The sequence below is a fragment of the Tenacibaculum sp. L6 genome, assembly GCF_028823685.1.
GTDB lineage: Bacteria > Bacteroidota > Bacteroidia > Flavobacteriales > Flavobacteriaceae > Polaribacter.
In genome coordinates, this window is the sequence record NZ_JAPEHZ010000181.1 from 1 (window position 1) to 616 (window position 616).

Annotated in this window: 1 protein-coding gene; it reads right to left on the bottom strand. The window is 44.2% G+C overall.

From position 1 onward, the window contains the following. Positions 1 to 169 precede the first annotated feature (169 nt). Positions 170 to 616, bottom strand: a 447-nt coding sequence (locus tag OU788_RS12610) for a hypothetical protein (protein WP_274635484.1), incomplete at its 5' end; no start/stop codon positions are given.

A 616-nucleotide genomic window follows, 5' to 3' on the forward strand; every position in this document is an offset into this window, starting at 1 on the left:
GGGGCTTGGGCAGTGATTCGCTGTCCTGAACCGTCTTTGATAAGCAAAGGAACGCTTAGCTCGTGTGGGTGTATTTCAAGCTTTACAACGCCTTTGCAATCGTTCTTCTCGGAAAAGTTTATCTCAAAATCATCGGTAAACTGTTCGCTGTGGTATATCGTCTTCATTCTTAGCATGGGTTAGGGGCTTCTATCTCAAAGATGAACTCGCCACAGATGGGTCTGCTTCCTAGGGTTTCCCAACTGATAGTTACACGTTCGTTTTTGCTTTCAAAGTCAAGCTCTTTAAAGCCCTCGTTATAGCCGCCGCTTTTGTGTTCATAGTCTTTGATGTCCGTGGTCTCCGTCAGCAAATGTCCTCTGCTGTCTTTCAGGGTAATATCTGTTTGAGAAATCCCAAAAGGAACTAAGCGTCTTGCCATGGTTTCTCCTGTGGGCATGCCTGTGTCCATAGGGGGCATATAGGAGATAAAATACACTCCGATTACTTTTCCTGTGGGTATGGTATCGCTGACCTCGTTTTGCAAGAGTTCTTCAGGGGGAAGATTGGTCTTTAAAAGGTCTTTGTTGATTTTTATGCGTTTGTATATCTTTTTCATCTTTGGTGCTTGTGGTAA